General features: G+C 51.8%; 21 protein-coding genes. 9 read left to right on the top strand and 12 right to left on the bottom strand.

The features are described from left to right. Positions 1–209: 209 nt before the first annotated feature. The 7 genes from PQG83_RS10360 to PQG83_RS10330 form a co-directional block, all read right to left on the bottom strand. Positions 210–1,271: an SMP-30/gluconolactonase/LRE family protein gene (locus PQG83_RS10360; RefSeq protein ID WP_312749099.1), complete on the bottom strand. Its 1,062-nt coding sequence runs from the start codon at positions 1,269–1,271 to the stop codon at positions 210–212. Next, positions 1,268–2,914 (bottom strand): SMP-30/gluconolactonase/LRE family protein, encoded by a 1,647-nt coding sequence (locus PQG83_RS10355; RefSeq protein ID WP_312749097.1) that lies wholly within the window; start codon positions 2,912–2,914, stop codon positions 1,268–1,270. The genes PQG83_RS10360 and PQG83_RS10355 overlap by 4 nt, the downstream gene beginning before the upstream one ends. Positions 2,915–2,947: 33 nt before the next feature. Beyond that, positions 2,948–3,856 carry a heme-binding protein gene (locus PQG83_RS10350; RefSeq protein WP_312749096.1) on the bottom strand — a complete coding sequence of 303 codons (909 nt, stop codon included), beginning with the start codon at positions 3,854–3,856 and terminating at the stop codon, positions 2,948–2,950. An 88-nt stretch (positions 3,857–3,944) separates the two neighbouring features. After that, entirely contained in the window at positions 3,945–4,421 is a 477-nt protein-coding gene (locus PQG83_RS10345; RefSeq protein WP_312749095.1) for a GlcG/HbpS family heme-binding protein, read from the bottom strand. 76 nt (positions 4,422–4,497) lie between these two features. Beyond that, positions 4,498–4,938, bottom strand: coding sequence for a hypothetical protein (locus PQG83_RS10340; RefSeq protein WP_312749093.1), 441 nt, complete (start codon positions 4,936–4,938; stop codon positions 4,498–4,500). Positions 4,939–5,181: 243 nt separating this feature from the next. Then, positions 5,182–6,393 carry a hypothetical protein gene (locus PQG83_RS10335; RefSeq protein ID WP_312749092.1) on the bottom strand — a complete coding sequence of 404 codons (1,212 nt, stop codon included), beginning with the start codon at positions 6,391–6,393 and terminating at the stop codon, positions 5,182–5,184. A 36-nt stretch (positions 6,394–6,429) separates the two neighbouring features. After that, positions 6,430–7,128 (bottom strand): alternative oxidase, encoded by a 699-nt coding sequence (locus PQG83_RS10330; protein ID WP_312749091.1) that lies wholly within the window; start codon positions 7,126–7,128, stop codon positions 6,430–6,432. A 240-nt stretch (positions 7,129–7,368) separates the two neighbouring features. Here PQG83_RS10330 and PQG83_RS10325 point away from each other — a divergent pair, with 240 nt between their 5' ends. From PQG83_RS10325 to PQG83_RS10315, 3 genes are all read left to right on the top strand, one after another. After that, positions 7,369–10,233, top strand: coding sequence for a sigma 54-interacting transcriptional regulator (locus PQG83_RS10325; protein ID WP_312749089.1), 2,865 nt, complete (start codon positions 7,369–7,371; stop codon positions 10,231–10,233). Between the two features lie 213 nt (positions 10,234–10,446). Further along, entirely contained in the window at positions 10,447–10,716 is a 270-nt protein-coding gene (locus PQG83_RS10320) for a hypothetical protein (protein WP_312749087.1), read from the top strand. A gap of 11 nt (positions 10,717–10,727) precedes the next feature. After that, positions 10,728–11,537: an RNA polymerase sigma factor gene (locus tag PQG83_RS10315; RefSeq protein WP_312749086.1), complete on the top strand. Its 810-nt coding sequence runs from the start codon at positions 10,728–10,730 to the stop codon at positions 11,535–11,537. A 160-nt stretch (positions 11,538–11,697) separates the two neighbouring features. On the opposite strand, the gene PQG83_RS10310 is transcribed toward PQG83_RS10315, so the two are convergent. Next, on the bottom strand, positions 11,698–13,035 hold the full coding sequence (locus PQG83_RS10310) for a M20/M25/M40 family metallo-hydrolase (protein WP_312749085.1): 1,338 nt from the start codon (positions 13,033–13,035) through the stop codon (positions 11,698–11,700). A 687-nt stretch (positions 13,036–13,722) separates the two neighbouring features. Between PQG83_RS10310 and PQG83_RS10305 the strand changes: the two genes are divergently transcribed. Beyond that, positions 13,723–14,937, top strand: coding sequence for a hypothetical protein (locus PQG83_RS10305; RefSeq protein WP_312749083.1), 1,215 nt, complete (start codon positions 13,723–13,725; stop codon positions 14,935–14,937). Positions 14,938–15,331: 394 nt separating this feature from the next. Here the strand turns inward: PQG83_RS10305 and PQG83_RS10300 are convergent, their stop codons facing one another. The 3 genes from PQG83_RS10300 to PQG83_RS10290 all read right to left on the bottom strand — a co-directional run bounded on the left by PQG83_RS10300 (position 15,332) and on the right by PQG83_RS10290 (position 17,689). Further along, complete coding sequence (locus PQG83_RS10300; RefSeq protein WP_312749081.1) at positions 15,332–15,547, bottom strand: hypothetical protein; 216 nt, start codon at positions 15,545–15,547, stop codon at positions 15,332–15,334. Positions 15,548–15,588: 41 nt separating this feature from the next. Beyond that, a complete protein-coding gene (locus tag PQG83_RS10295; RefSeq protein WP_312749080.1) occupies positions 15,589–16,410 on the bottom strand; it encodes an MIP/aquaporin family protein in 822 nt (273 codons plus the stop codon). 172 nt (positions 16,411–16,582) lie between these two features. Then, positions 16,583–17,689, bottom strand: a complete 1,107-nt coding sequence (locus PQG83_RS10290) for a glucose 1-dehydrogenase (protein ID WP_312749078.1) — start codon at positions 17,687–17,689, stop codon at positions 16,583–16,585. Between the two features lie 494 nt (positions 17,690–18,183). Here PQG83_RS10290 and PQG83_RS10285 point away from each other — a divergent pair, with 494 nt between their 5' ends. Beyond that, the gene (locus PQG83_RS10285; RefSeq protein ID WP_312749076.1) at positions 18,184–19,083 is read left to right on the top strand and encodes an NAD(P)-dependent oxidoreductase; all 900 of its coding nucleotides are present in this window, start codon (positions 18,184–18,186) and stop codon (positions 19,081–19,083) included. A gap of 403 nt (positions 19,084–19,486) precedes the next feature. Here the strand turns inward: PQG83_RS10285 and PQG83_RS10280 are convergent, their stop codons facing one another. Then, entirely contained in the window at positions 19,487–19,930 is a 444-nt protein-coding gene (locus PQG83_RS10280; RefSeq protein ID WP_312749074.1) for a hypothetical protein, read from the bottom strand. A 285-nt stretch (positions 19,931–20,215) separates the two neighbouring features. Here PQG83_RS10280 and PQG83_RS10275 point away from each other — a divergent pair, with 285 nt between their 5' ends. The 4 genes from PQG83_RS10275 to PQG83_RS10260 all read left to right on the top strand — a co-directional run bounded on the left by PQG83_RS10275 (position 20,216) and on the right by PQG83_RS10260 (position 23,154). Next, entirely contained in the window at positions 20,216–20,815 is a 600-nt protein-coding gene (locus PQG83_RS10275) for a Slp family lipoprotein (protein WP_312749073.1), read from the top strand. Between the two features lie 198 nt (positions 20,816–21,013). Further along, positions 21,014–21,346, top strand: coding sequence for a hypothetical protein (locus PQG83_RS10270; protein ID WP_312749072.1), 333 nt, complete (start codon positions 21,014–21,016; stop codon positions 21,344–21,346). Positions 21,347–21,952: 606 nt separating this feature from the next. Continuing rightward, complete coding sequence (locus tag PQG83_RS10265) at positions 21,953–22,717, top strand: chlorite dismutase family protein (RefSeq protein ID WP_312749071.1); 765 nt, start codon at positions 21,953–21,955, stop codon at positions 22,715–22,717. Positions 22,718–22,866: 149 nt separating this feature from the next. Next, the gene (locus PQG83_RS10260) at positions 22,867–23,154 is read left to right on the top strand and encodes a hypothetical protein (RefSeq protein WP_312749069.1); all 288 of its coding nucleotides are present in this window, start codon (positions 22,867–22,869) and stop codon (positions 23,152–23,154) included. Positions 23,155–23,367 lie beyond the last annotated feature (213 nt).

Below are 23,367 nucleotides of genomic sequence, written 5' to 3'. Positions count from 1 at the left end.
CTCCTTTTTGTGAGCCGGGTCTGCACCGGGCAATATTCGGTATGAGTTGGCGGTGTTTGGGAATTCCTAATCCGGATGGTCCAAAAGGTTATTCGTTTATTTTCACCTATTGGTCGGATGATCGAAGTTTTTGTTACGGATATGAACGGAATAATCGGAAGGTCAGCATTGTGAAAACACGGCGGCGGGAGGCCGTTGAATACACAAACTCATTGAAGAGGAGATTGAGCGATTGCACCACGGGTTGTGGTTTTCAAACGGTAAACGGTGGAACCTCCTGTGATAAAGAGGATGCTGCCGTCTTCTCCCCAATTCAGATTAGAGGTCGGCATGCCGGTTTCGATCATCCCCAATAAATCGCCATCAGGGCCAAAGGTGTTGATCCCGCCAGGGCGGGCTCCCCACACATTGCCGTCCTTATCGACCTTGATACCATCGGGTCCGAAATACGGATCTTTCCGCCAGGGTGTGGCATCGGCGAAGACCCGACCGTTCGTGACCGTTCCATCCCCAAGGACATCATAGACGAGCCAGGCAGCACGTTTGGGATTCACATCGGTCACATAGAGCCTTTTTTCATCGGGAGAAAACGCCAAGCCATTCGGGGCGACGATATCCCGGATGATCACATCCAGACGGCCCTGCGGGGTGAGACGGTAGACGCCTTGAAAAGATAGTTCCTTTGAAGAATCGTCAAATTGCTTGGGTAGACCAAACGGGGGATCGGTGAAATACAGATCGCCATTCGATTTGTATACGAGATCGTTCGGACTGTTCAGGCGCCGCCCCTGATACCGATCGGCCAGGACGGTGAGTTGCCCATTCGATTCCAATCGCGCGATACGACGGTCTCCATGTTGGCATAGAACCAATCGGCCCGTGGCATCAAGCGTTAATCCGTTTGAACCCGGCTCGGCACCCCCAAATCGTGTCATTCCTGAGTAGCCGCTGGGATACAACAAGCGTGTGGCCGGTTTTCCCGCTTTCCAGATGAACACGGAGTTGTCCGGAATGTCGGAGAATGCAAGCGTGTTGTCAGCCGATCTCCAGACCGGACCTTCCACCCACGTAAACCCCTCCGCAAGTATTTCCAGGGGTGTATCCGGCGACAGCATGTGTTCGAAACGTGGGTCCAGTGAGATGAGGCGGATCCCGGATGCGGCCATCGGGTTCATGGAGTCTCCCGATAAGGCGAAAAGCGGAAATCCCAGATACCAGAAAAGGGCGAGGACGATCATCAGACTGGAGGGTCGACGATGTGCCGGTGTCATGTGGGGTCTTTCTTTGACGCGGCACCTGAGGTATTCAGGCGGATGCGATAAATTCCCGATTCTGCCGTGATGTATAAAGTCTGCCGGTCGTCATCACCCCACGCCATGTTATGAGGATTTTCAGGTCCCTGAATGGTTCCGAGGTGTTTGCCTTCGGGCGAAAGGATCCATAATCCGCCGGGTCCGGTCGCATACACATTTCCCTGCTGATCCACTTTTAACCCGTCAAGGGCATCCTCCCCGGTGGCGTGGGTCATATCAAAGAACACCTGTCCGTTCGACAATGTCCCATCTGGCTGCACGTCATAGCGCATAATGATTTTTTTCTCGGGATCCCAATTGTCGACATATAAATATGTTTCATCCGGCGAGAAGGCAAGGCCGTTGGGTCCGCGTAAGTCGTTGGCCACCAATTGAAGCCTCCCTTCATGCCAACGGAATACCCCGCTATAGGGCAGTTCCTTCCGGGAATCGGTGAATGCATTGGGAAGGCCGAATGGGGGATCGGTGAAGTAAAGCGACCCGTCGGATCTATACACCAGATCATTCGGGCTGTTGAGCCGCTTCCCCTCATACCGGTCCGCGAGGACGGTGATATTCCCGTGTGGTTCAACCCGGATGATACGGCGATTCCCGTGTTGATTGATGGTCAGTCGTCCCTGGTGATCCAAGGCGAGTCCGTTCGAGCCTGCCTGATGGTATTCACCGATATTGAAACCGGAGTACCCGCTCTTCACCCTGAAGACGGAAACCGTGCCTTCCGCCGTCATGCGATAAATCGTGTTGTCGTTGGGATCGCTGAACAACAGATACCCGTCGGTCTTGTCGGTTTTGGGTACCCATACGGGACCTTCGGTAAACGAGAAGCCTGAGGCGAGTTTTTCCAGTTTGGTTTCGGGGGAGACGATGGCATCGAGGGCCGGATCCTTCCGGACCACGTTCCCGACAAATTCTTTGTTCTGTTCGATCCGGAATGCCTGATAAAAATCAAGCGTCGCCGATCGAACCCATATGAAATTTCCGGGAGGATTGGATAAGGGACCGTTCACTCCGAACACGGCGAGTTGGATGGTCTGGCCGGGTTGCACATGGCGGGAAAGCACGACACGGTTGGGAGCGTTAAAACCCTGAATGAGGTGGTCTCCGGATTGGCCGAGAACCAGGGGAAGTTTGCCGTCCACCCAGACTTCCGCATAATCGTCAATCACGATTTCAAACACGGCCGTTGATCCTGCGGTGTTGAAGGTTCCGATCCGTTCGGGCATGGTGAGGTTGATGCGGTACCAGTTAAAGCACAATTTTCCTGTGGCTCGTCTGGTTTCCAAACCCGGTGCCGGAATAGGTTGCCAGGACGAATCGTCAAACTCCTTCACGCCGGCATGAGGCAACACATCGAACGTGCGGATTGGAGGGCCGCTCGGTCCCAAATCCACGCCGGGACCTGGATGCGTGACTTCCACCAGCGAGGTATCCTGATATCGCCACTGTCCCTTCACCAGTTGGACGCCCTCCTCGGTCATAAGATCTATGATCGCATCCGGCCGCTTATTCAATACCGAGGTTGTGCTCCAGGCAGAAGGGAGCCAGGCGGAATGCCATACGAAAACCGTCAGTAAGATGAATATGTGCCAGTATGCCGACATGATGAATCTCCGTTTGCAGAAACAGTGTTGTGGTTACCTGACTTTGACAACGTAGTAATCAAAAGGCGCCTGAACCTCCTGAAACCAGTGAGGGACGCCATGGGGAATCACGATGACATCGCCTGCTACCAGATGACGGGTCTCTCCCCCTTCAATAGACGATCCGCGAAGTTCATGGGGCGCGGTGATTTTCGCGTCGATCGCCTGGCCGCCGGTGACCAGTGTCGCCGTGCCTTGAAGGACGTACACGATATCGGTATCCAATTCATGTATCTCCGCCATCCCGGCTTTTTCGCGATGGCTGGCATGCACCATATAATTCCGGTCGGCATGCATCATCGTTTCTTCTTTACCCACCAGCACGGCGCCTTTGGAGAACGCTTTATGAACCTCATGACTGGCGATAAATGTGACGGGTAGCAGTTGGGACGCGGGTGTCAATGACGGACTCATCCCATCAAGAGCTTCCGCGCCGGCCATCGCCAACTCTTCATCTTGTTGAGCGCTGGCCGCGCCACTCACTCCGATTGCCCCGATCACGGTTCCCTCCCATTGGATCGGAACGCCTCCTTGCAAGGGAGTAAAGTCATTGAGGGAAACCATGGTCGTTCGCCCCTTGTTAATGGCTTCTCCAAAGATCTTGGTGGGTTTTTTGAATAAGGCTGCGGTTCGTGCCTTCCCGATGGCGATATTCGAGGAAGCGGCGAACGTCCCGTCCAGTCGTTCCAAGCACAGAAGGTTTCCGCCATCATCGACAATCGCAATCGATCCGCCGGGGGCATTCATCTTTTTGGCCGCCTCGACCGCACCGTTCATCACGGTGTGAGCGCCCGCCAGCGTGAGCGTTCGCTTATCCGAAACCTGGGCATCTGCAGCGGTCTGACCGAAGCTCAGAATGATTCCAGAGGCCAGACTGATTGAAGTGAGCATGAACCGGTTCATCGTCGTTCTCCTTATTAATGCATATAGGATTTTACTTGCCGCATCCTGCCGTGAACGTGTTCCGGATGGTGAACTCCGATTGGCCTTCTCAGGGGACGGCCAACGCCCGTGCGCCGGCGACGGCAATGTCCTCATCTTGTTGTGGAGTTTCTCCGCTGACGCCAATGGCTCCGATCACCTGCTGATCGACGATGATGGGTATGCCGCCTTGTAAGGCCGTGACGCCGGGAAGGCCCAGCGCCGCCACTCGTCCGTTGCGGATTTGATCTTCAAAGACTTTGCTCGGGCGCCGGAAGATCGCAGCCGTTCGTGCTTTCCCGATACCCACATCCACGCTGGCCACCTGGGTGTCATCCAGTCGTTCCAACAGGAGAAGGTGCCCGCCTTCATCCACCACAGCGATGACGACGCGTGCTTTTTTGGCCCTGGCATCGGCCTCTGCAGCCGCGGCCACCTTTTTGGCTGCGTCCAGCGACAGAGTTTTTTTCACCAGTAATTGCGCATGAACCGGAGTGGTCAGCACAACAAGACAGAGGCATGCGAGAATGGTGCGTGTCGTAAGCATGTATCGAGCTCCCCAATGTAAAAGGATGAAAATTTCCTGCTCCGTGAATCACGGAGCAGGAAACTCTTCACGGGCCTTATGCCGGGTTGAACCAATCGAAACTGTCCATGGCCATTGGCTTTGGAAAGGAGGCTTCCCCGAGCAACACTTCAGCGTACGCGCACCAGATTTGTACTTTGGCGATATCTTTGACATACGACGGGACGGTAATGGATTTATTTTGCTTGTCGCCCTTGATGACCAGACGATTCAGCATAAAGGTATTCCCGTTTGAATCCACCACCTGCCAATGAGGAGCCGGCGCATCGGGGATTTTAAAATCTTTCGACCATGACAAGGTGTTGGTCTTGCCTTCTTTGGTCAGCATGGCCATTCCCGTGTTGGCTTTGATCCCTTCGAATTTCGTGGTGGACACCGTCATGTCTGAAAAGCTTTGGGATGCACTCATAAGAACAAGCCCGAGTACCGCCATTCCGATCGTCCGACGAATAGAAAGCCGCTGTGCGAATGTGTTCATGGAAACCTCCTGTATGTGTTGGTGTGGGTGAGATGAATCATCGTTCCGATACATTCATCTCTTGTGTCGCCCCTTAGTCCGACATACCCGTGTTCTGTTTCACATGAACCCCTACACGTGTTCCGTTGTATGGCAACGTGCATAGAGTACTCCTGAAAACGACCATAAGAATGACGGACGGATGAAACCGGGAAATGAAAAAACAATAGAAGGGTGATTAGGTCGGGCGTGGAAATGAGAAAATTATTCGCCCTTGGGAATCGTGATCAACGGGGTTTTCGTATTGGATACGTCGGTGACGGTCATTTGAAATAGATTAGTTAGAACGCTGAAGGCTTCCTGGTTCCAGCTTGGGACCATTCCTTGCGTCACGGGGACACGTCGTAACGAGTAATGGCGTCCTTCCAGTTCCACCGAGAAATCCGAATCGTTCGGTGGGGAAGTGGTTTCGGCAATTTCCAACGTACGGGCCGGGTTGGGGCCGATCGTATCGGTTCGGGGATCCGCATCGACGGGAAATTCAGGATCTTCTCCGATCCCTCTGGCGATAAACCCGAGAATGGCATTGAAGCTTCTGAGCATGATACGTCCCTGAAAGGGATAATTACCTCCTGGAGATCCCGGCTGGATATCCACGTAGACCCAGTCCCGAGGGTCCTGATTGATCGTTTCATTCAAAACCCGGCGTGTGTCACTGCTCATCGTATTCGGATTGTAATTGGTGACGACGAGGCGTCCGAGTATCTTGCGCATCAGCATGGGAGTTGAAGATTTCTCCGGCCGCACCCACCGGTACCCTTTCTCCAGAACGGCCACGACCTCCACCGGCGTGAGTGCACGGTCCAGCGCGACAGGGTAGGCTTCTTCATACGATAACGGCTGAATAAAGAGATGGCCGGATTGATTGAGCGCCGCCAGGTGGAGAAGTCGTTGGCGGAATTGCCGGTAATCATCTGTGTGAGTGGGATTATTTAAGAGGGTGACGGACGTGCCTTCCTCTTCTACAAGCACACCACGGGCCATCAACCGGAGGAGCATATTGATGTCCAGCCCTTGATGAACCAGAAATTCAAACTGGGATTCGTCCAGCGGCCTGAGAATGCGTTTGGTAAATTCTTCTCCGGATATGGGAATAATGGTGACCGTGGGATTTTCTGCCACACTCGTGCTGAATCCCACCTCCACCGGCGCATCTTCCGGCGAAGGACCGATTCGACCAAGGATGCCGGCCTCCGTGCGAAAGTCGAAGGTGGCCGCGACGCTGGACACCGTCGTGAAGTGGATCGGATGGTATTGACGGGCACGGGCAATATTCAGGAGCAGCAGTTCGGCTTCCACACGGTTGACCGTCCGGTCGTATTCCAATACGGCTTTATGAAGAGCGATGGGTGATAGGCAACCTGACAGGCTTACAATAAAGGCCATACCAAGAGTGAAGAGGATCGGTGTAGCCATGAGATTGTGTGTGATTCGCTGCAAGGCGGAAGATAATTACGTGAACCGTGCCTGTTCAATTTTTTTCAAGCTGTCCTCTTTGTGCATGCGCTCGTCGAATCCGATCTGGCGGAGAACGTCCCCCATCGTGTCAAAATTTCCGAATTCCTGTTTGAAGCAACTCATAAACGGTTCCCGATCGAATTCCGGATGCTCCTGCACGAATCTCATATATTCACGTTCGGCATGGTCTTCAAATTCCATATTCAATCGATAACTGAGAGACGGGTTGATGACGTATAACAACCAACTGATGTGGTAGTAGACAAAGGCGATGACTTGGGGGATCAGACGGTGTCGCAGGAACCCCTCACGGATGCCGCGGCGATGAATCCATTCCTCCAGGATGAGCAAGTGCCATTGTTCATTGTCCTGCTGGTGCCGGGATTCCTGGATTCTCTCGTAGATGCGGCGGGCGAAGTCCGCCTGGTGGTAGGAATGGGTGATGGCAATATAGGCGACGTGTTCCCAGGCCTGATAAGGAACTCGTGCGATGAGCTCCAAAATTTTAAATTTGTTCCAGGTTCGCTTACGCCCGTACACGATATCCATGGTCAAAAACAGGATTTTCGCGAGCATTCCATAACGGATCGGCGGGCTGGCGAGCGAATTCTGTTGTTCTTTATGGAGTTGTTCGTGGGAAAGCATAGTAATAATGAAGTCGATGGTTTTTGGTGATCCCGGGTGAGATGTCACCAGGAAATTTTCCCCGTTAGTCAGACGATGGAGGCTTGGTATTACAGTTGAACAGGGAAAAGGGAGAGAAAAGTAAGCCAATTGGTACACCCACCCGGCTGAACCCGAAGCCAGGAACAAAGATAAGTATTCCATTTCTGCATTTGTTTATGGATAATAGAGTCCCATTGTGTGACCGGGGTTCACATTCCCTCGCTCACGTGTGTATGACCGGCTGTTTTCTATCCAAAGGAGGGTGCTATGGCCGAAGCACTCACCACCTCAACTTCTCCCCTTTTGTCATCTGCCAAAGATCAGACGTTACACAATATCGTTCAGGGCGTTGAGACTCAGACGGGTGAACGTTTCTTTGAATCGCTCATTGAGCAGTTGGCCAAATCGCTTGGCGTGCAATATGCCTACGTGTCCGAGTTAACCGAGACCGAAGGGTGTTACCAGTTGAAAGCCGGATGGTCTCCCCATGGATTGCTTTCCCGGTTTCCAGTATTGCCGGGGGGGCCTTGTGAGTCTGTGCTGAATCGAAACATCGTTCACCATCCTGAAAATCTTGCTGCCCTCTATCCTGCCGGTCCATTGATCAAAGAATGGAATGTCACCAGTTATTATGGCGTCCCGTTGATCGATTCCTCGAATACGGTTGTGGGACATTTGGCCGTTCTGGACGACAAGCCGATGCCTCAAACGGAGGAGACGGCCTCCGTCATGCGAATCTTTGCGAGTCGTCTCGTCGCGGAAATTGAACGCGCCCGGCTGGATCAGGCCTTGCGAAAAAGTAATCTCATTCTTCGCTTGGTGGATGAAGGTACCGCGACGACATCCGGAGAAGCGTTTTTCCAAGCCCTGGCGCGTAATCTGGCGGCCGCCCTCGGAGTCCGGTACGCCTTTGTGGGAGAACTTCTCAAGGAAGGGACCAGGGTGAAGACTCTGGCGTTTTGGGAGGGACAGAAGTTTATCGAAAATTTTGAATATGATTTGGCGGGAACGCCTTGTGAAAAAGTCATTCGTGGCGAAATTTGTCATTTCGCTCACGGAGTCCAAACCCTGTTTCCCAATGATCAGGCATTGGTGGAATTACAAGCGGAAGGGTATCTGGCCATTCCATTGATTGCTTCCGATGGAACCGTGCTGGGGCATTTGGCGGCTCTTGATGTCAAACCGATGTCGGCGAGTCCGCAAGATTATTCCATCTTTAAAATATTCGCGGCACGCGCGGCCACCGAGTTGGCCCGAATGCGCCTGGAGGAAAGTGTTCATCGCGGAGAGTTGATCCTGAGAAAAATCGTGGAGGGCACGGCCGCGACCACCGGTGATCAATTTTTCCAATCACTCGTGAAGAATTTGGCATCTGCCCTGGACGTGCGTTATGCCTTCGTGTCCGAAATGATCCCGAACGAGACCAAGGTGCGCACACTGGCTTTCTGGACAGGCGAAGGGTTTCTACCGAATTTTGAATATGAATTGGAGCATAGCCCCTGTAAACAGGTGTTAGCCGGGGAGATCTGTCATTTTCCGGAACGTATTCAACAGTTGTTTCCGCACGAAGAAGGGTTGGTTGAATTAGGAGCCGAAAGTTACCTGGCCATCCCCTTAGTGAATCAGGCTGGTGACGTGCTCGGACATCTGGCCGCGTTGGACGTGCGTCCGATGCCCATGGATGCCCGGCTGCTCCCCCTCTTTCGAATTTTCGGCGCGAGGGCGGGAGCGGAATTGGAGCGCCAAACCATCCATGCCCGGCTGGCCGAAAACGAAGAGCGTTTGCGGGATTTATTTGACGAGGCTCCGATTGCCTATGTCCATGAGGGAGTGGATACCCGTTTTATCCGCGCCAATCGTGCGGCGATGAACATCCTGGGAATCACGCCCGAAGAGGTTCCTCACACCTTCGGAAAAACATTCATTCCCGACACGCCTGATGCCCAGCGACGCTTACAGGATGCGCTTGCGGCTATGGGTCGCGGCACGGACACGGGCGGAGTCGTACTGGAGCTCCGCCGCAAGGATAACGGCAAGCCGTTATGGATCCAATGGTGGTCAAAGCCCGACCCCAGCGAAAAGTACACCCGCACGATGTTCCTGGATATTACCGATCGCATTCTGATGGAACAGGAGAAGGCCAAACTTGAGGCGCAGAATACCTACCTCAGAGAAGAAATCCAGAGCGTACACAACTTCGAGGAGTTAATTGGGGAATCACCTGCCCTCAAGACCGTGTTACGAAATGTGGAGCGTGTGGCGCCGACCGATTCCACAGTTCTGATTACCGGGGAAACGGGAACGGGCAAAGAACTTATGGCGCGGGCTATTCACAATTTGAGTCCCCGCAAGACCAAACCGTTGGTCAAGGTGAACTGCGCGGCCATTCCGTCAGGGTTGATCGAGAGCGAATTATTCGGACACGAAAAGGGAGCATTTACGGGAGCGCTAAGTCGAAAGATCGGCCGATTTGAATTAGCGGATGGGGGCACCATCTTCCTTGATGAAATAGGGGAAATTCCCTTGGATGTGCAATCCAAACTGTTGCGGGTCCTACAAGAAGGGGAATTTGAGCGGGTGGGCGGAACGAAAACCATTCAGGTGCACGTTCGCGTGATTGCGGCGACGAATCGGGAGTTAGCTCAGGAAACACGGGCAGGGAGATTTCGACCGGACTTATATTACCGGTTAAATGTCTTTCCTCTCGCGCTTCCCTCCCTCCGGGAACGGAAAGAAGATATTCCCCTGTTAGCGGAATACTTCGTGCAGAAATATGCTGCCCGCATGGGGAAAAAAATTACCGGTATTCCCGAGATATTCCAGAAGACGCTTATCTCATACGGCTGGCCGGGGAATATTCGGGAGTTGGAGCATGTGATTGAGCGGGCCGTTATTTTGTCGGAAGGAAAGAGTCTGCAAACCATCACGATTGATTCCCAACCCGTAGGAGACGCTGGTGAAAATGAAGAAGTGTTGACGTTAGAGGCCTGTGAGCGGCGACATATCGAACAGGTTCTGGAGCAGGTGGGATGGAAGATCAGCGGTCCTGGCGGTGCAGCGGTACTGTTGGGACTCAGGCCTACAACATTGGAAGCTCGAATGAAAAAATTGGGTCTTTCCCGGAAGAAATAGGAATATTTTCCCAATATGTTGGGAAGGTCCCAATATATTGGGAATTGATTTAACCGAAAGCCAGGATGACATGTAACGGGTAATTCGAAAGAAACATTATCAAAACCGGCCACTTAGAGGGGATCTCTGTGGCCGGTTTTATTTTGGCATCAAGGTTGCGAAATGCCATAGATCATGAAGACCTTGAACACAATCGAGCAGAAGGAAATACCGATGATTCGAATTACTCTGATGGATACCGCAGAAAAGCACACGACGATGAAAGTTGAAGGTCGGATCGTTTCAGATTGGATCGAGGTGATGGAAACCGAATTCAAGAACCTGTTGGCCGAAGGGAAAATTGTTGCACTGGATTTATCTGAAGTCACCTTTGTTGAACCCGAAGGCGTCCACATGATTCGAGGGATTCTCGACAAGGGCTGCGTGTTATCAAGCTGTCCACTGTTTATTCATCATGTCTTATTTACTCAAATTACATCATAGAGGAGTTTGTCATGAATACTGCCATGGCTAATTGCGTTGACGTGTTGCCTGTTGTCCAGCATTTGGTTGATCGTTCCGAACGTCTCATGACTTCTGTCATGGGTGTCGAGGAATCGGATACGTCGCAATCGCTGGTTGGCATCAAGGCTGGAAGTGCCGAAGCGATTTTAGTAGAGGCCATCAAGCGGGGAGAGGAACATGCTTTTTCTGAGCTCGTCGAGCGATTTCATTCCCCATTACTCCGTGTGGCCATGACATTCGTTCATTGCGAAGCGGTGGCCGAAGAGGTGGTCCAGGACACCTGGGTGGCTGTGTTAGAGGGGATTCACCGGTTTGAAGGGCGTTCATCGCTCAAAACCTGGATGTTTCGGATCCTTATGAACCGGGCTAAAACCCAGGGAGTGCGGGAAAGCCGGTATGTGGAATTTCCCGGGAAATCAGACGGGACTGAACAGGGGGGGGCGGAATCATTTGAAAACATGATCGCCCTGGGTGGTGAGGCGTGGCCCGGGTCTTGTTTAAATAGGACGTCGTCTCAACCCGATGTTCCAGCGGATCAACAGATCATGAACAAGGAACTCATTCACCGAATTGCCGGAGCCATTCACAGGCTTCCTGCCATGCAACGCAAAGTCATCCTCCTCCGGGATGTTGAGGGCTTTGAGTCTGAGGAAGTGTGCAGCATGCTCAATCTTTCCGATACGAATCAACGGGTATTATTACATCGGGCACGAACCAAAGTCCGCGAGGCGTTGCAACCCTACATGGAGCAGTCCGACCCGGAGCCTCTAGATCCCTGGCCCCTTAAACAATGTGCCTGATCGATGAAGGGGAAATGTTCAGTGGCTTGGGAATAGATGGACGGCGCCGTGAATGCTGAGCGCCGGAGGGTATCGAATGCGTGGTCAGGTCATGAAGGACCGCTAGAAGGGCACATGACCAGCGGTGGGGACATCACAATATCGGAGGGATAACCAAGACCTAGCGGGCGGCCGCTTCAACCAGGCTCTCGTAATAGATACGGATTCCCGTCTCGAATTGGTCGACAGGGATTCGCTCAGTGTCACCATGGATGGACGTGGCAAGTTCAGTGCTGAGCACGAGGGGGAGGATGCCATAGCATTTGGCTCCGCGTAGACGAAACATCCTCGAATCGGTTCCGTAAGGAATAATCATCGGTACGACGGTCGCGTCGGGATGGTGCCGTGTGATGGCGTTGGACAGCGCTCGAAACATTTCGGTGTCATGAGGTGTTACGACAGACTCGCTCGCCGGGTGGATCACTTCCACGTCGATCTCATCTCCAAGTCTGGACTTCAATTCCGACAGAAAAGCTTCGGCATCCATGCCCGGCAGCAATCGGGTATCGAGAGTCGCAGTGGCCAGCGAGGGAATCACATTTGCCTTGGGCGGATCGCCCACACCGGACCGAAGCGAGGTGAGCGAGACCGTCGTCTGCCGGATGGCGTTCGTGAACTGGTTTGGTGTAAGTGGGCCGAGCCGGGTCTCGAGCGCGTCAAGGACAGGATTGGGAATCGTCGGAAACGGCTTGCTGAAAAGCCTCGTGAGCGCCTGGAGCAACTTGTCATTCGGATTCTGATCATGCGGTTGAGAGCCGTGACCGGCAGTTCCGCGGGCTGTCACACGGAGCCAGAGCGCCCGCTTCTCCGCCACGGAAATGCCGAAAACCAACTTCCCGTCCACGAAAATTTCTCGACTGCCGAACCCTCCCTCGTCCAGAACGTACTCGGGATCGAGTGCCTCATAGTGGTGGTCGAGCATATAGCGCGTGCCCATCGTCCCGCCGATTTCTTCGTCGTTCACCGCCATGAAAATGATATCGCGGTCGAGTGGAATCTTCTGCCGCGCCAGCGTCAGAAAGGCGTAGAGTTGAAGCACACCCGTGCCTTTCATGTCGATCGCCCCACGGCCCCAGATGTGGCCGTCTTTCATCTCGCCACCAAAAGGATCGACGCCATCCCAGCGACTCGCGTCTGCAGGCACGACATCCATGTGATGGAGCAACAGAATAGGCTTGGCCTTCCCCGTGCCCTTGAGACGAGCTAATAGATTGATTTTGTCCGGTGCAGCTTCGTACCGCGTGACCGTGAGTCCCTCTTTCTCGAGAATAGCCTGAAGGAATCCGGCTGCCTCCGTGACATTCCCCGGCGGGTTGGTGGTGTCGAATTGAAGATAGCGCTGCAAGGTTTCCTTGGCCTCGCCGACAGTCGCCATCCAGTCAACCTCCTGCCCCTTGGCCATGGTTGGAGGGACCAGCAGGATTAACAGGAAGAGAGTTCTCAGACACAACGGTATCATGGGGCTTGATCCGGGAAGTTCACGTTGATGACTTGCATGCCCAAAAGGGTTCAATAGTGTATACCAATTGCGGCTGACCAAAGGATACTCATTTTTAATGATCACCGAAAAACTTCAGTCATATTTTCTCCCTTTGGCCAAGTTCAGAACAGGCGCTATAAAACTTCCTCTTCTTGTCATCCTGAGAGGAACGAAGGATCTGAGCCCAGCTCACCCAGGCATTGGCTCATCCAGATGCTTCGCGATGCTCAGCATGACAATTCCCTTGAGGGTGTCTCCCACCCGGTCCTCTTTTCATCTTCAGACGTTCAATGTTCCCTAGCAAGATTTATCTGATTAACTTCGGTCAAGCTCAGGACAGGCGGTGGAAGACTTCGTGCTTCTTCTTGTCATCCTGAGAGGAACGAAGGATCTGAGCCCAGCTCAATCAGGCTTTGGCTTAGCCAGATGCTTCGCGTTGCTCAGCATGACAATTTGTTTAAGTAAGATCTGGCAACGGTCAATTGACTATTTGTAGGGATCTTCCCAAAAATAGGCTGGAAATGTGCGTTGAAATTTCTTTTCATTCTTTTTGAATCGGGAGTTCCTATGTTGCAAAAGCTTCACAAGAAACGCCAGACACTAATCGCAAGCCATTCCTTATATCCATTTTTCCAACATTGTCACTTCATGAGGAACAAGAGGATTTTGTTTGCTTTGATCTGGGGGATCGAGTTGTTTATTCAAACCCTATTACCTAGCCCGGTTTTTTCACAATCGAAAGAGGATTACCCGGAGGGCGATCAGGAATATTTTAAAGCCCTTCTGGAACTTGAAAAAGACGAGGAGTATAAAAAATTCTTGATGGACAGTGTTTCGTACGCGGGAGATAAGACAGTGGAGTATATGGATTATAAAGGTGTGCGGCCCAATGTCGATGAAGAAGGAGCCGAACCAGCTGGTGCGGGGGCAGACGCCGCTCATTTCAAAAAACAAACATATGAAGCCTTGCGCAATATGGATTGGTTCAGGAAAAACAATTATCAAAATTTCATCCGAAATGTTGGTCAGAATATTTACCCGGTGATCATTGCGAGTGACTATGAACCGGGAAAAGAGGGGGTTGGCAGTACCTATTACCTGTACCGAAGAGACCGTCCCGTCGAATCCGTCACGCCGACTTCCGTCAGGTATGAGATGGAAAAGATCCTTGCGCACATTCCAATGGGAGTCTTTATTTTAATTTCTCCCTACTTTGACAATGTGGCCAATCGACCTGAGGGATGGGAAGAACCTCTGATTAAATATAAAACACATGTTGAAAACATCAAAGAACATTTAGGGAAAAGTGATATTGGTCAAGCTACCTCGATGAGAGCCATGAAGATGTTGGATATGGTGAATGAATATTTACGTGATTGTATTGAAAATGGCTCCGGTGATGAACAGTCTTATCGTGCGTTTTCTCACAAAATAATCCCTTATGTTGCGGAGGCCATGAAAACCGCCGTGGAACTGCAGGTACAAGCGGGGTTGAGCGCAATGAGCCAATGGAAAAAAGAGTTAGGTCCGAAAGAGTGGGACAAACTCCATGTGTTAATTCCCGTTGTGTGGCCCGTGGCCGTCGGCAATCCACGACGGCAGATTTTTGAACATCTCATGACCCCCGAGCGGGCTACAACCAACATCTTTGAAGTTCATGCCAGTTCGCACGATGAGGCCCGAACGACCTTAGGCAGAATAAAAGGGGATTCGGTGATGGCCAACCTCACATTTGATAAGAATACCCAATTTGGCATGGGCAGTTACTTGCGTTTGTCCTCACCCACAGATCTCGTTCAGGGGGCCACGAGAGAAGAATTGAAGAAGTACCCTAAAACCAAAGAAAATGCTCAGCCTATGAACACACCCCACGGCGATTAGGAGAAGAGGTTTCGTTCAATCACGATTCGGGGTCAGATTCTGGGGAAAGTCGTGCAATACGATATTTTCATTTTGGAAAAGGTCCCACAACTGGTCATGTATTTTGGATAGTTCCTGCTGACTCGACCTTCCTATTCTGCCCTTGGGGCATTCACGTTTCCTTGGTATTCCTGGACGATGAGTGGTTGGTTGATGGATGGGTGCTGCTGGATGACCGAAACGGACCCATCGGGATGCTGAATATGGACTTTCGTAACCTCCCGTTTTCCCCCCAGGCCGATCAGGAGGGGGATTCGTTAAAGCCGGACGGCCTTGGGAATTGAAAGGCGGGTGGATTTCCCGTTGAAAAAAACCAATACCCATTGATGCTGGGAATAGGGGAATGCGGCAGGCCTTACAGGCATACGACTGTTGGCTCCCTGTCAGTTCTGACGGGATAGGCGAGGGAAGATGCCGTGTGATAATTCGGGTCGGCCGCTAAACGCAGTTCTTCCATCAAGGTGGAGCAGGAGGGGCAGGGCCAGTGATAGACCTCAAATGGTATCCGGCCATCACGGATGGATTGAATGAATTCCGAATGAGCGATGGGTTGGCCGCATGCACAGGTCATATACGCTCTCCCCTATGAGAAAATGGTTGATTGCGGTGAGTTCAGCCTGATGTGTGAAAAGACGGGGTCTTCGATGCCGGTGCCTCATGATATCCGCAGCGGAAAATACACCGTTTGGAATTGTGGTGATGAAGTTTGGCGCACCAGACTTTGTGAATCCCCGCCACTCGAAGATAGGCTTCCGCGGCCAACAGCATTCCAAGAACCGGCGCGGTGAGGTATATCCAAAAACCGGTCCAGAGTTGAGCGGGAAAAGCGGACGCCAGACTCCGGGCAGGGTTCATGCTCATCCCGGAGAATGGCGCTTCAACCGTAATGTAGGTGGCCACGAGCATTCCGGCAAACACTCCGGTCCAGCGTGAAAGGGCCGGATGATTGCTTGACATTAACACGACCGTCATCAACCCGAAGGAAATGCACATTTCCGCGAAAAAGGCCAGGCTCTCTCCCTCCGGTCCAGGGAGTGTCGCCACATAATTGACCGAGGGATCTAACAGAAAGCTCCCGGCCACAAAGGAAGCCAGGAAAATGCCTACCACCCCGCCAAAACATTGAAACAGGATATAGAAGACCGTGTCCCAGAATTGAACTTTCCCCAGTCGGAAAAACGTCAAGGTGACCGATGGATTAATATGGGCCCCGGATTGTTTCCCCCAGGGTGAATAAATAATGCCGATTGCGGTGAGTCCCATGGCGATTCCCATGATTAAACGGCGAACCGTCGCGTCGGGAAGGCTCTGCCTGAAAGCAGACGCGGGGTGCTCCAAAAGGATGGCGAACGTGGCTGCCGAGATCATGAATAATCCCAGGCCTGCCGCCTCCATCAAGTATTCAGGCCAATGATGTCTGAAGGATTCACGCATGAAACGTTTAGGTCCTCCACTGGCTTGCTTTGAGAAGGTGATGGTGAGCCATTATGGGAAAACCCCGTTTTTCAGGTGACACAAGGAAGACAGAAACGATCGTAGAGACAGACGACCCAATATGGATGCGTTCTACCTACGGCAAACTGTCGGAAGCTATCCACCGGAACTTTCAACATTCCTTGGCAACATTCACGAACACTTTGATGGCGCCCTTTTCCTCGGTCAGTAAACGCATCATCTCCTCATAGCGGTCCAATCCGTCAACCGGATGAGTCAGGAGCTTGGACAGCCAGCCAGGATACTCCAACTCCGCCCGCGCCAGATCGTAGACCCCCGCTTCAAAATATTCGCGATTGGCATTCACGGTTCCGACCATCACTTTATTCCCTAACACAAATCCCAGGTTAATCATGTCGGCAGGCACTTGTAAGGTCCGTCCCCCTCCCGTCACGCTGGATAGAATCAATACTCCGTTTTTTCCCAGATGCTCCATGGCCTCGAAGACCATTTGGGCATGGCCGGTGGCTTCAAACATGATGTCAAACGGGCCAAAGTGTTTGGCCGCGTCAGGAAGAGGCATTTCCTGGTTGGAGACATACCTGACACCGATTTCTTCCAGCAGTCGTGAGTTGCGGTAGGGCGGCGGAGTCCGACCGATGTTGGTGACTTGCAGTCCCCGCATGCGGAGGGAGAGCGCGGCCAGGAGCCCGATGGTTCCGGCACCCAACACGGCGGCCCGCCGCGGCCTCCAGATTTTGAGTCGGCGCTGACTTTCATATGCTTGGATGATGCCTTTTTCAATAACGGAGGTGGGCTCCAACAGCACACCCACATGTTTGAGGCCTTGCGGAATCCGCACTAGATAATCGGGATGTTCCACGATGTGCTCAGTCAGATACCCATGCCGCAAGTTAATCCCTCGTTCGAAATACACTTCGTCCGTAGTCATATCGTATTGACCGATTTGATCATAAAAACTTTGTCCGGGCCGTCTGACCGTCGGGACCACATAATCCCCGGTGGCAAATTCCGTGACCTCTTTTCCCACCTCGCGCACCTGCCCAAAACATTCATGGCCGGTGATCAAAAAATCATCTCCTGGAGGGGCCTGCCCGTATTCGGCGGCGTTAATCTCCTTGTCCGTGCCATCCACCCCGACTCGAAGCACCTGAATGAGCACACCTCGATGATCGGGAATGTGGTCCAATCGAGGGGAAGGAACCTGTCGTAAATGGATGGAGTTGGGTTTTCCGGGGATCACGGCAATGGCTTTCATCTGGTGACTCCATGGCAAGAGAATAATAGTACATGGGGTACGTGAACGTTCGTTCGCAACAACATGCCCTATCGTCTAATGTGGTTCAAATTTGTTTCATCGAATTGCCGGGTTCTGTTGGCCCTATAACCCGTCAGGGACGGTGGGTATTCCCTTTCGGCTCTTTCAAGCTTGGTTGATTGGGAAGGAAAGCCACTCCTTCATTCATGTTCCGGTGGGAGGCAGGGGCGCGGTGAAAATTACTGAGGGATTGGGCCCATGACCCGTGGAGTCAACTCCACGGGAACCACTGAACTTAGGGGACCAACTCGATTGACGACATGAAAGGGCCGGAGAAGTTCCCGGCCATGCTGAAATGTTTTGGAACAAATGATGACCTCTCATGAGAAGAGTGTCGGCTGACTGCTATACATCGGTGTCCATGTTTGGTAGATGTATGGAGTGAACCAGCAAGCCTTTTTTTTCGGGTTCAATTTGTTTAAAAAGGGGAGGATATGAAACCGTCAATGGAACGGATCGGGATTGTGGGGGTCGGGCGGATGGGGGCCAATATGGCTCGCCGGCTTCGGGATGTGGGGTATCCGGTGACTGCGGTTTTCGATGTGGACAGCCAAAGAGCGAACAGTCTAGCCAAAGAATTAGGCTGTGAGGCCGTGTCCACTCCTGGTGAGGTGGCCGCCTTATCGAGTACGATTTTTACGGTGGTGACGGATGACGGGGCGATGCAGGAGATTTTTTCAGATGGTCATCCGAACAGTCTTTTGAAAAATGCCGAGGATCGATTGTTTGTGAATTGTGCGACACTCTCCCCTCACGTTCACATGGAAATCGAACAACATGTGGAAGCACGAGGGGGGTATTGTCTGGAGGCCTGTATGGCCAGCAGCATTCCTCAAGCGCGTGAAGGCACGTTATACCTGATGTGTGGAGGAAAGCCTGAAGTCTTTGAACGAGCCAAGCCGGTTTTAACCACCTTAAGTGCTCAGTTACGTCTTATTGGCCCCGCCGGTCAAGCCGCAAAGGTCAAGGCCTTGGTCAATATGGTGATGAATATCAACACCGCCGGTTTGGCGGAGGGGTTAGGCCTTGGAGACGCGCTTGGGCTGGATCTGACGATGTTGCGGGAAGTGTTCAGTCAGACCGGAGCGGCATCACGGGTTCTGGAAACCGACGGAGCCGATATGCAACAACGCGATCACGAATGCTATTTTTCTGTAGCCCATGCCGCCAAGGATTCCGGCATTGCCTATGCGCTCGCGGAATCCGTGGGCCTCACTTTGCCTCTGGCCAAATCGACGTTGGAACAATATCAACGATTGGTGAAGCTGGGGAAAGGGGAATTGGATAAATCCGGTATTGCGGAACTGACCTTTAAAGACCGCTGTTCGCAGTAATTGGGTCGCACCCGTTTTTCTCTTAGTCCCACGGATTAATGAGGCTCTTGTCATCCTGACCCATTCGGCAAAGCTCAGGGCCGGGTCCACAGAAGGATCTCGCTGAGCCGGATTATTTTCCGCCTGGGCACAGATTCTTCGCCGTGGGCTCAGCATGACAAGCTGTCTCAATCACTCATCCAAGGGTTCAAGGAACGACGATGGGCATGTTCGGACACGGCCGGGTGCATCATGAGCGAGGAACAGTTAGAGAACGTCCAGGGAGCCCTTGTCATCCTGAGTGAAACGAAGAATCTCGCGGTGCCGTCGCATCGTCAACCTGGGCACAGATCCTTCGCCATGGTCTCAGGATGACAGGTCGGTTAAAGTGTATGGCAAGGACATCTTTGAAACCCAGTGCTTGTTAGCCAAGTAGGGATTTGCCATATTCCTGGGCTTGTTGGACCAATTCCTCAACTGTTTTTATTGCTTTTCCCACATTTTTTCCTACCGTTTTCCCGGCTTGCTTCGCTGCGCTGCGCACGGTGCTTTTACCCTTTCGAGTATTCTTTTTGACGGCCTTTTTGGTGGAGGCTACTTTCTTCGCCCCTTCCTTTTTCAATTGGCTCACGGTTTTCTTCGCACGCGAGGAAACGCCGGCGGATCGCTTTGTAGCCGTTTTCTTGGCTTTGGAAATCGTGCTTTTTGCCCGGTTGGTCGCGGTCTTAGCTTTCTTGACTCCGGTTTTGGCCGCTGTCTTGGCTTGCTTGGCCACGGTCGCTGATTTTTTCTTTGCCGCTGACTTAACTTGAGAGACCTTTTTGGAGGCATTTCTCGCCGTGCTCTTTACCGCTTTTTTTGCAGCCATTGTCTGCTCCTTTTGGGTAGGTAGAGGTCATTAATTGATAGTGATAGGTGAAATGTAACCTGGAACAACGGAAATCACAAGGGAAATCACAAGTCAAAGAACCATCTGGGCATGGGATTATTGCGATTCGTGGATGGAGCACCTGTGTCTTTGCATTCTCGTTGGCTTCTCAACGAATAGATTCGAAAGTTCATCAATCCGGCAAACAAGAGATCCTTACCCTTCTTTCCTCTTCAAGGACGGGGGAGAAAGCGTATAATAGATAAGGGGGTGAAGGAGGGCTCTATGAAAATTGGGATGCGGGGTATTCATCTGGTGGTTCTGTTGGTTGGCCTGAGTGGGTGCGCGACATTTTCCTCCTCCCCGTTTTCCACAAACCAGGAAGGGCAGGTGACGGCCGGTGCGTCGTTTGCCAACGTGATTCAAGACCCCTCTGCACATATCGGACACCTTCTCAAGGTGGGTGGAGTCGTCCTGTCTGCGAAACGTCTCGTGGACCGGACCGAAGTGATGGTACTTCAGATCCCCTTAGACAGCGATTCGATTCCCAAATGGAATCGGACTCTCTCCCAAGGTCGTTTCATTGCCACTCAGCAGCCCTTTCTTGATCCGGCCACGCTTCCCGAAGGCACTCGGGTAACAATTCTAGGCGAAGTGACCGGCCAAAAGTCCGTGCAAGTGGATGCAGAAGAAAAAAATTATCCTGTTCTTGCCATTCAAGCCTTGAAAGTGTGGCCGCTGATTCCTCAAGGCGGATACGGGTATGGTCCCTATTGGGGGCCTTATCCCTACTGGGGCCGGAATCGGGGATGGTATTGGCCGTATTCTCCGTATTCCTTTGGGTACGCCCGACGCAATTTTAGGGGACACAGGGGTTGGCGATGAACATTTGCCGGGATGATGCAAATTGACTCTATTGTATAAAAGAGGCAAGGTGTTATGTGTCCGTACAAAAAATTTGAGATCCGAAAAGAGGGTAGCTGACTGCCAGGGTTTCCAATAGTTACAGCATATCTGTCTCATGGGTAATATTGAGGCATCTTTGTTTTTCTACTCTTTACCATTCTTCTCAGGGAGGTTTTTATGACCTGGATATTATCAGGAGCATTTTCTGTACTGTGTGTAGTTGGTGTATCAGGATTGTCCGTGGCGGGGACGGGGACGGCGGATGATTTACAGAATCAAGCTGAAGAGAGAAACCAGGCGGCCAATGAAGCTCAGGAGAGAGAGATGAAAAATATGGAGGATGCGGCAGAGAACATCAAGGAAACACAAAAGGAGCGGGCCATTGAAGCCCAACGTTCCACCCAACAAGAAGCCGGGGGAATTGTGGATCAACTCCGGGAAGGGGCAAAGGGGGAGGTTAATCAACGGAGTAAAAGCATCAATTCAACAATAGACAATTTAGGGAGATAAGGACAGAAGTATGATCGGAGTGTTTTCCGGTTAGAGAAATATCAGAGTTATCCAGCTGTGTTGAGGCCTGTCGAGGGTGTTTCTCTCGACAGGCCGTTTTTTTTCTCGTGTAACGGATAGAAGGGATAAAAGACAACTATCCAAGTCCATGCGTTTGCCTGGGGTTTTCCGGTCGATCGTCAATATGGAATGACCTCCACAGGTCTTTGGTGAGGTTTTCTCCACAATGGTCTCTTAGCGGGTAGGGCCGGAGTCATTCAGTCGGAAAGGGAATATTCGTGAGAGTCCCGACTGTTCTGAAAGTCGCGCTATTGATAGGGCAATGGCCGCTTTACCGCCACGGAGCAGACCCTCCGCAAAAACTCCCGTACCAGCATTTTTTTTGTGGTATTCCTGACCTTTTTCTGCTGTGGCCTTTCTCCAGATCTCAACATTTCTTAAAAGATTATTTCTTCCCTCGTGCCCGTTCTAAAGTCGACCCGCGTGTGGTGATTCCCGTTCAAAAATTCCTAAGGGGATTCCTGGGAGATCTATCCGGTCATCCGTAAGCCGACGTTTGCTATTCGCATGTTAAAAAATAAGGCTCAGGTAAAAAGGAGTGAACATATGCCTGTATTACTATCTTTGTTGTTCATTACGGTCGTGCAATTTTGTTTGTCTGGGTTAAGCTGGGCCGCCGATGCCCCGGTGTTTGGGACCTTCGCCCTTTATGAGGTGGATAAAGATTGGAAGGATTTGCCGATGGAGGAAAGGCAGAAAGGCGGGGAGGAGGCCAAAGCTCTGTTGGAGGCATTCACAAGTCAGGTGACCGTGGATGGATATTGGACTTATGGATTGACGACAGAATCCCATTTTTTGCTTCGTCTGCATTCCGCTGAACTCAAAACCAACCAGCAATTACTGACCCAACTTCGGAGTACCCGCCTTGGCCGGCATTTGGATTTGGAGTACACGATCAGCGGGGTGACCAAGGGATTGAATTATGCTCCGGATTTTCCTGATTTGCTTCAACAACTGAAAGGGGCGAAATACGAAGGTGATCCGTCTACCTATGCGATTATGATCCCCATTCGGAAAAATGCCGAATGGTGGAACCTGTCTAAAGAGGATCGTGTGGCACTGATGAAAGAACACACCATTCCCACGGTTGCCTATTTAAAAACGGTGAAGCGGAAATTGTACCATTCCACCGGGATTTCGGATGTGGACTTTCTCACCATCTTTGAAACCAATAATCTGGTGGATTTCAATGACCTGGTTATTGCGTTACGGATGGTCCGTGAAGATATCTTCAATGTTCAGCTCGGAGAGCCGACGATCATCGGCACATTGAAAAGCTGGAATGATATTGTCGACCTTCTTGTGAAATAGCCGGATGACGGCCTGGTGATGGGCCCCGTCATCCTTGTGGCAACCAACCTTGGCATCAGAGGTGAAAGGATTGAAACATGCCAAACATTCTTCCCACGGTTTCACATCTTCACCATTCAACCTGTGTGTCTGTTCAAGGAGGTGATTCTATGAAACGCGTATTTCTGATGTGTGCAGGTATCGTGTTGCTGTTTGGGATCGGTTCCGTATCGTTTGCGGCCGGGATGGGAGACGAAATGACAGACAAGACCGAAACGATGAAAGAGGAGGGCATGAAAACGGCTGATGACGCCATGGGGGACATGAAGGGAAAAGGCGAAGAGATGTCATCCGACGCCAAAGGCCAGGAGATGCCTGGTAACATAGAAGCCCAGGGAAAAGAGAAAATGGGTAAAAAGAAAAAGAAACCCATGAAAGAAGAACCGATGAAAAAGTAATTCTCATTCCTTTTACGCATCTCTAAGAAGGCCGGCTGTGGACTGACTCTGCAGCCGGCCTTCTTATTGGGACAGACATAAGAACCAAATCGTCATTGTTGAATAAATAATCAGTCCTTTGCGCGTGACCCCGTGAATCTTCTTATTTGACAATGTCCAAATTATGCCGCTCACCCTGACGTTTTGTCTGTCCAACCAAAATCATTCGTCATG

The sequence above is a fragment of the Candidatus Nitrospira neomarina genome (assembly GCF_032051675.1).
Classification (GTDB): Bacteria; Nitrospirota; Nitrospiria; order Nitrospirales; family UBA8639; genus Nitrospira_E; species Nitrospira_E neomarina.
The sequence above is the reverse complement of the archived record's forward strand: the minus strand, read 5'-3'. Positions and strand labels throughout refer to the sequence as shown.